The organism is Streptomyces himalayensis subsp. himalayensis, assembly GCF_013778455.1.
In the GTDB taxonomy this organism is placed as follows: domain Bacteria; phylum Actinomycetota; class Actinomycetes; order Streptomycetales; family Streptomycetaceae; genus Streptomyces; species Streptomyces himalayensis.
In genome coordinates this window covers 1-5,857 of sequence record NZ_JACEHE010000071.1, presented here as the reverse complement: position 1 = coordinate 5,857, position 5,857 = coordinate 1, and the positions used below count along the sequence as shown (strand labels likewise).

Sequence of the window (5,857 nt, the reverse complement as noted above, 5' to 3'; positions counted from 1 at the left end):
TTGCGGGCCTGCGGGGAAGCAGCGTCGTGGTGCCGGCGATCCGGCTCGCGAGCGCGCCGCTCAGCCGGTGGGTCGTGTTCGGCGTGGGTTGTGGACGACCGCCCGGAGTCCTGAGGTCTATGTGAACGGCCGTCAGGGCGGGAACCGCACGTCCCCCCGTGTCACCGGTCAGGTCCTTCGAGAGGGAGGATGGGGGCCTCAAGGGCTTCGTCGCGGTCGCACACGAGGGTGTCTCCGCTCACCCGCAGGCGGGCGACCTGGATCGAGCTTCGGCGGCCGTTGTGGTCGATGTGGGGTCCGGGGTCGTCGTCGGATCGCCTGGGGTGCGAGAAATAGAAGATGAACGCACCGAGTTCGCTGGTGACGACGTCGGCGTGGTAGCCGTACCCTCCGTCGTCTGGGCCCTGCCCGGGACGATCGAGGATGAGTCCTCGCGGTTCCCATGTCTCGAGGTCCCGTGAGTGGAGGACCCGCTGCCCGTGCCATTCGTCGATGATCATCCAGTAGCTGCCGCCGAGCTCGAAGACGTTCGGGCCTTCGTGCTTCGAGCACTCGACGGCGGGCCCCCGGACGGTCCACCGCGCCAGATCGTCGCTGTCCGCCGCGTAGGTGTGCGCGTGATCGGCCTCGTCCTTGTACCACATGCGGTAGCCGCCCGTGGGGAGCCGCAGGACGCAGGCGTCGATCACTCTGTCGGACGAGAGCGACAAGGTGGAACGGTACGTCCATGAGAAGAGATCGTGGCTCGTGTAGTGACGGATCACGCGTGCATGGCCCTCCCACTGGGTCGGCACACCGCGGATCACGCTGACGAACATGTGGTACTCGGTTCCGTCGTCGACAATCTCAGGCGCCCAGTAGGTATGCCGCCCGGGCTCGATGTCCAGCCCCTCGGCGATTCCCCGGTACAGCCAGGTGGCTCCGCCGTCCGCGGAGGACGCGATCCCGATGTCGGTCCCGTGCACCCAGCTCACGTCGTTCATCGGCGGCGCGTCGGCGCGTCGGCTCGTGTAGAACATCCACCACTCGCCGGCCTGCCGGTTCCAGATGACAGTGGGGTCGGTCGCGCCGTCGTGCATGGGGTCTCGGAACAGGGGTCGGGCAACGGTTGTCATCGGTACTTCCCAGGCGTGAGTGTGTTGGTGTCGCATGCAGGCCCATGAGCCGGTGCCGCATGCAGGCCCATGAGCCGTGGCCGCGACGTGGACGACGGCGGTGGCAGCGGCCCATGGGCAGTCGGTACGTCGGAGTGGTCAGTCCTGCCGGCCTGTCAGCCGGATCATGTTCCAGGAGAGCGGTTCGAGTTCGGCGTGGAGGACGCCGTCGGTGACGGTGGTGCCGGTGGCGGGGTGCGGGGTGACCCGGTCGGGCCGGTCCGCGGTGTTGGTGGCCTCCGGGTCGCTGTCGGCCAGGGCCAGGTGCTCCGCCACGGTGTGGGCGCCGACGCCGCGCAGGTCGATCTCCAGGGGCAGGGCGTCTGTCTGGCTGCGGTTGACCGCGAAGACGGTGATGTCGCCGGTCTCGTCGTCCATGACGGCGGTGGCGTGCAGCAGCGGTACGTCACCGAAGCGGGCGGTGGGGTACGTGGGGCTGTCCACGTCGACGCGCAGCACCCGGCCGCGCCCGTACGTGGACGCCTGGGCGAAGGGGAAGAACGTGGTCTGCCGCCAGGCGGCGCCGCCCGGCTCGGTCATGATCGGCGCGATGACGTTGACGAGCTGGGCCAGCGAGGCGGCGGTGACCCGGTCGGCGTGTCGCAGCAGGGCGATGAGCAGCGAGCCGAAGACCACGGCGTCGGTGACGGTGTAGACGTCCTCCAGCAGGCGCGGTGCCTGCTGCCAGTCCTCGACCTGATGGGGGTTGGGCCGCTTCTGGTACCAGACGTTCCACTCGTCGAAGGAGAGGTTGATCCGCTTCTTCTCCTTGAGCCGCGCCCGGACGTGGTCGCAGGTGGCGACGACCGACTCGATGAAGTGCTCCATGTCGACGGCGGAGGCCAGGAAGGAGTCGCGGTCGCCGTCGATCTCCTCGTAGTAGGCGTGCAGCGAGATGTGGTCGACCAGGTCGTACGCGGCTTCCAGGACGGTCGCCTCCCAGGCGGCGAAGGTCGGCATGCCGGAGCTCGAACTGCCGCAGGCGACCAGTTCCAGGTCGGGCTGGATCATTCTCATGGCGCGGGCGGTCTCGGCGGCGAGCCGTCCGTACTCCTCCGCCGTCTTGTGCCCGGTCTGCCAGGGCCCGTCCATCTCGTTGCCCAGGCACCACATCTTGATGCCGTACGGCTCCTTGGCTCCGTGGGCGATGCGGCGGTCGGACAGCTCGGTGCCGCCCGGGTGGTTGCTGTACTCCAGCAGCCGCAGGGCGTCCTCCACCCCGCGGGTGCCGAGGTTGACGGCCATCATGGGTTCCGTGCCGGTCTTGGCGCAGAAGTCCATGAACTCCCCGAGACCGAACTCGTTGGTCTCGGTGGACTTCCAGGCCAGGTCCAGCCGGACCGGGCGCTCCTCGCGCGGCCCTACGGAGTCCTCCCAGCGGTAGCCGGAGACGAAGTTGCCGCCCGGGTAGCGCACGGTGGTGACGCCCAGTTCCCGGATCAGCTCCAGAACGTCCTGGCGCAGGCCGTCGGCGTCGGCCTGCGGGTGGCCGGGTTCGTAGATGCCGGTGTAGACGCAGCGGCCCAGGTGCTCGACGAACGATCCGTACAGACGGGGATGGACAGCGCCGATGCCGAACGCCGAGTCGAGGGTGAAGCGCGCGGGGGTGGTGGGGCGGGACATGACTGCCTTTCGTTGGCTGTTCAGGCTGTTCAGGCTGTTCAGTTCAGGCTGTTCAGGCTGTCCGGCGTTCGCGGACGAGTCCGTTCAAGCCGAAGGGGGGGTGTCTGGGGTGTCTGGAGTCTGGGGCCGCAGCCCCTGGGCGGAGGCCGGGGCGGCAGGCCCCGGGGACGGGACGGGTAGACGGGGCGGGGTAGGGGTGGCGGAGGCGGAAAAAGGACCTGAACGGCCGTGTCAGAGGACGAGCGCGCAGACCACCGACGGAACGGACATCGCCGGGCCCGCCTGCCGCAGCGCCCCGTCGTCCAGGACACGCAGCGCGACGAACGTCCCGCTGTGCTGGTTGGCGACCAGCAGATGATCGTCCGCGTAGGTCAGGCCGCGCGGCCAGGTACCGCCGGCGGACATCTCGTCGATCGGTTCCAGTGTTGTGCCGGTGACCCGGAACGCGGCCACCGTGTCCGCGCCCCGATTGGTCACCCACACGAATCGGCCGCAGGGCGAGGCGACGATGCCGCCCGGCTGGTTGGTGATGTCCGGGACGGCCGTGGCGGGCACTGAGGAGAGGCCCGTAAGGGTGCCCGTGCCGGTGTCGTAGCGGTGGCAGGTGACGGTCGAGGACAGTTCGTCCGCGCTGAACACCAGCTCACCACCGGGGGCGAAGGCGAGATGGCGAGGACCGGAGCCGGGGCGCAGCCGGTTCACCGCCGTCCGCTCCAGGGTTCCGGTGCGGGTGTCGAGCCGGTAGGTGAAGACCGCGTCGGCGCCCAGGTCGGTGGCGAGGACGTAACGGCCCGCCGGGTCGACGAGCACCTGGTGGGCGTGGCTGTTCTCCTGCCGTCCGGCGACCGGGCCCGACCCTTCGTGGACGGCGATGTCGGTCAGCTCCACCGGGCGTCCGTCCGCGTCGAGGCGGTGCACGGCCACGCTGCCGGGCGCTGTGTCGCTGCCGTAGTTCGCGGTCAGCAGCCAGCCACCTTCCGGGTGGACGGTGAGGTGGCACGGGTTGGCGCCGCCGCTGCTCAACGGGCCGCCCAATGGCGACAGTTGGCCGTCGTCGTGCCGGACCAGGGCGCTGACGGTGCCCGGATCGGTCTCGTTCGTGCTGTAGACAACGTCGAGCCGGGGATGCGCCGCCAGGAAGGACGCCCCACTGACGGGCACCGGCGGCACTCCGGTGTCGTGCGCCAGGTGGCCGGTGCCCGGGGCGAGTCTCAGGGCTGCGATCCCGGCGCCGTCCCCGCCGGAGTCGGGTGTGTAGGAGCCGGTGAGGACAGCGACCTCATCGGTGGAGGAACGCGTGGGCATGGGTGTGTTCCCTGGAAGTTCTCTGAGCAGGTGGGTACGTGAGCGGGCAGTGCTGGGAAGGGCTCAGCGCACGATGTCGTCGTAGTGGTCCAGCAGCCCCAGTTCGGAGCGCCGGGGCAGACCTTCCCAGTCTCCGGTGGTGCTCACCGCGAAGGCGCCGAGCAGGGCCGCCGTCCGCAGCCGCAGCTCCGGGGGCTCACCCGCGAGCAGTCCGGCGAGGTACCCGGCGGCGAACGCGTCTCCCGCTCCCACCGAGTCGTGCACGGTGACGGGCATGGCGGGCTGCCGGTACGACCGTCCGTCGAGGAGGGCGTACGCGCCCTCGGCGCCGAGCTTGATCACGGCTCCGGCGGGGCCGAGGTCGCAGATGTCCTTGGCGAGCTCCTCCGGGCCGTCGGCGTCGGGAGCCATGATCCGGCCTTCGTGCGGTCCTGCGAAGACCAGGTCGCTCCTGCGCAGCAGCGGCAGCAGCGTGCACCTGGCCTCGGCTTCACCCCACAGCAGGGAGCGGTAGTTGATGTCAAGGGAGACCGGTACTCCGGAGGCGACGGCGATGTCCACCGCCCGGGTGACGGCCCGGGACGGCCCCTCGCCCAGCGCCGGGGTGATGCCGGTGATGTGCAGGGCCGCCGATCCGGCGACGAGGGCCTCCGGGATGTCCTCCTCGGAAAGCCGGGAACCGGCCGTGTGGGTGCGGTAGTAGCGCGTACGGCTGTGCGTGGCCGTTCGGCGTTCGCGCAGCAGCAGCGAGGTGGGGGCGGGGTCGCGTGCGGCGACCGTGGTGACGCCTTCCGCGCGCAGCTCGCGGAGGATGAGGTCGCCGAGTGCGTCGTCGCTGACGCGGCCGATCCAGGTGGCGGACCCGCCGAGCCGGCTGACGCCCACGGCGACGTTCGACTCGGCTCCGGCGAGCCCGAGACGCAGGTCGGAGCCCAGGGCCAGCGGGCCGGTGTCCGTCGCGGCCAGGACCGCGAGGACCTCGCCGACGGTCACCAAGTAGCCTTGCTGGGAAGGGTCGTTCACGGGCCCACCTCCTGATGACCGGGCGTGGCCCGGATCGCGTCGAGCAGCGTGCGGGTCCTCGCCGTGAGGGCGTCCAGGGTCTCCGGTGCCGGGTTCCGGTCCGCTCCGCGCAGCAGCGGTGAGCCGATGCCGACGGCGAGGGCGCCCGCGTCGAGGTAGTCGCGGGCCTGGTCGACGCCGACTCCGCCGACGGCGACGAGCGGGACGTCTGGCAGTGGCGCCCGCAGCTGCCGCAGGTGGGCGGGGCCGCCGGTGCTCGCGGGGAAGAGCTTGACGGCGGCGGCACCCGCCCGCCAGGCGGTGGACACCTCGGTGGGCGTCCAGGCCCCCGGGTAGCACGGGATGCCCCGGCCGGCTGCGTCGCGGATCACGTCGGTGTCGACGGCCGGGGCCACCAGGAACTCGGCCCCGGCCGCGAGCGCCTCCCGGGCCTGCTCGGTGGTGATCACCGTGCCGGCGCCGACCGCCACCTCGGGCCCGAGCTCGTCCCGGATGCCGGCCAGCGCGTCGAGGGCACCCGATGTGGTGAGGGTGACCTCCAGGCATGTGATGCCGCCGTCCGCGAGGGCCCGCGCCACGGCGGGCAGTCCCGTCGCGTCAGCCGACCGGAGGATGGCCATGACCCGGGTCCGGCCCAGCTGCGGGGTGAGTGGGGGACGCTCGGTCAAGACCTCACCGCCGCGGACGACGTGCCGATGCGCTGGGTGATGGTCATGCGAAGTTCCTTTGCAGCGTGGTGTGTTGGTAAGGAG

The 5,857-nt window shown here is 71.0% G+C and carries 5 protein-coding genes; all 5 read right to left on the bottom strand.

Going from position 1 to position 5,857, the window contains the following annotated elements:
* Window positions 1–161: 161 nt before the first annotated feature.
* The 5 genes from H1D24_RS41340 to H1D24_RS41320 all read right to left on the bottom strand — a co-directional run bounded on the left by H1D24_RS41340 (window position 162) and on the right by H1D24_RS41320 (window position 5,773).
* Window positions 162–1,115: a glycoside hydrolase family protein gene (locus tag H1D24_RS41340; RefSeq protein WP_181662929.1), complete on the bottom strand. Its 954-nt coding sequence runs from the start codon at window positions 1,113–1,115 to the stop codon at window positions 162–164.
* Window positions 1,116–1,253: 138 nt separating this feature from the next.
* Complete coding sequence (gene arfA, locus H1D24_RS41335) at window positions 1,254–2,777, bottom strand: arabinosylfuranosidase ArfA (RefSeq protein ID WP_181662928.1); 1,524 nt, start codon at window positions 2,775–2,777, stop codon at window positions 1,254–1,256.
* Window positions 2,778–3,008: 231 nt separating this feature from the next.
* Window positions 3,009–4,082: a lactonase family protein gene (locus H1D24_RS41330; protein ID WP_181662927.1), complete on the bottom strand. Its 1,074-nt coding sequence runs from the start codon at window positions 4,080–4,082 to the stop codon at window positions 3,009–3,011.
* Window positions 4,083–4,145: 63 nt separating this feature from the next.
* Window positions 4,146–5,105, bottom strand: a complete 960-nt coding sequence (locus H1D24_RS41325; RefSeq protein ID WP_181662926.1) for a sugar kinase — start codon at window positions 5,103–5,105, stop codon at window positions 4,146–4,148.
* Window positions 5,102–5,773, bottom strand: a complete 672-nt coding sequence (locus H1D24_RS41320) for a bifunctional 4-hydroxy-2-oxoglutarate aldolase/2-dehydro-3-deoxy-phosphogluconate aldolase (RefSeq protein WP_181662925.1) — start codon at window positions 5,771–5,773, stop codon at window positions 5,102–5,104. Before H1D24_RS41320 ends, H1D24_RS41325 begins: the two co-directional genes overlap by 4 nt.
* Between the last annotated feature and the right edge of the window lie 84 nt (window positions 5,774–5,857).

What these genes read in the sequence shown, in the direction of transcription:
- H1D24_RS41340 (WP_181662929.1), bottom strand. Translation starts at nt 1,115, where the DNA reads ATGACAACCGTTGCCCGACCCCTGTTCCGAGACCCCATGCACGACGGC.
- arfA (WP_181662928.1), bottom strand. Translation starts at nt 2,777, where the DNA reads ATGTCCCGCCCCACCACCCCCGCGCGCTTCACCCTCGACTCGGCGTTC.
- H1D24_RS41330 (WP_181662927.1), bottom strand. Translation starts at nt 4,082, where the DNA reads ATGCCCACGCGTTCCTCCACCGATGAGGTCGCTGTCCTCACCGGCTCC.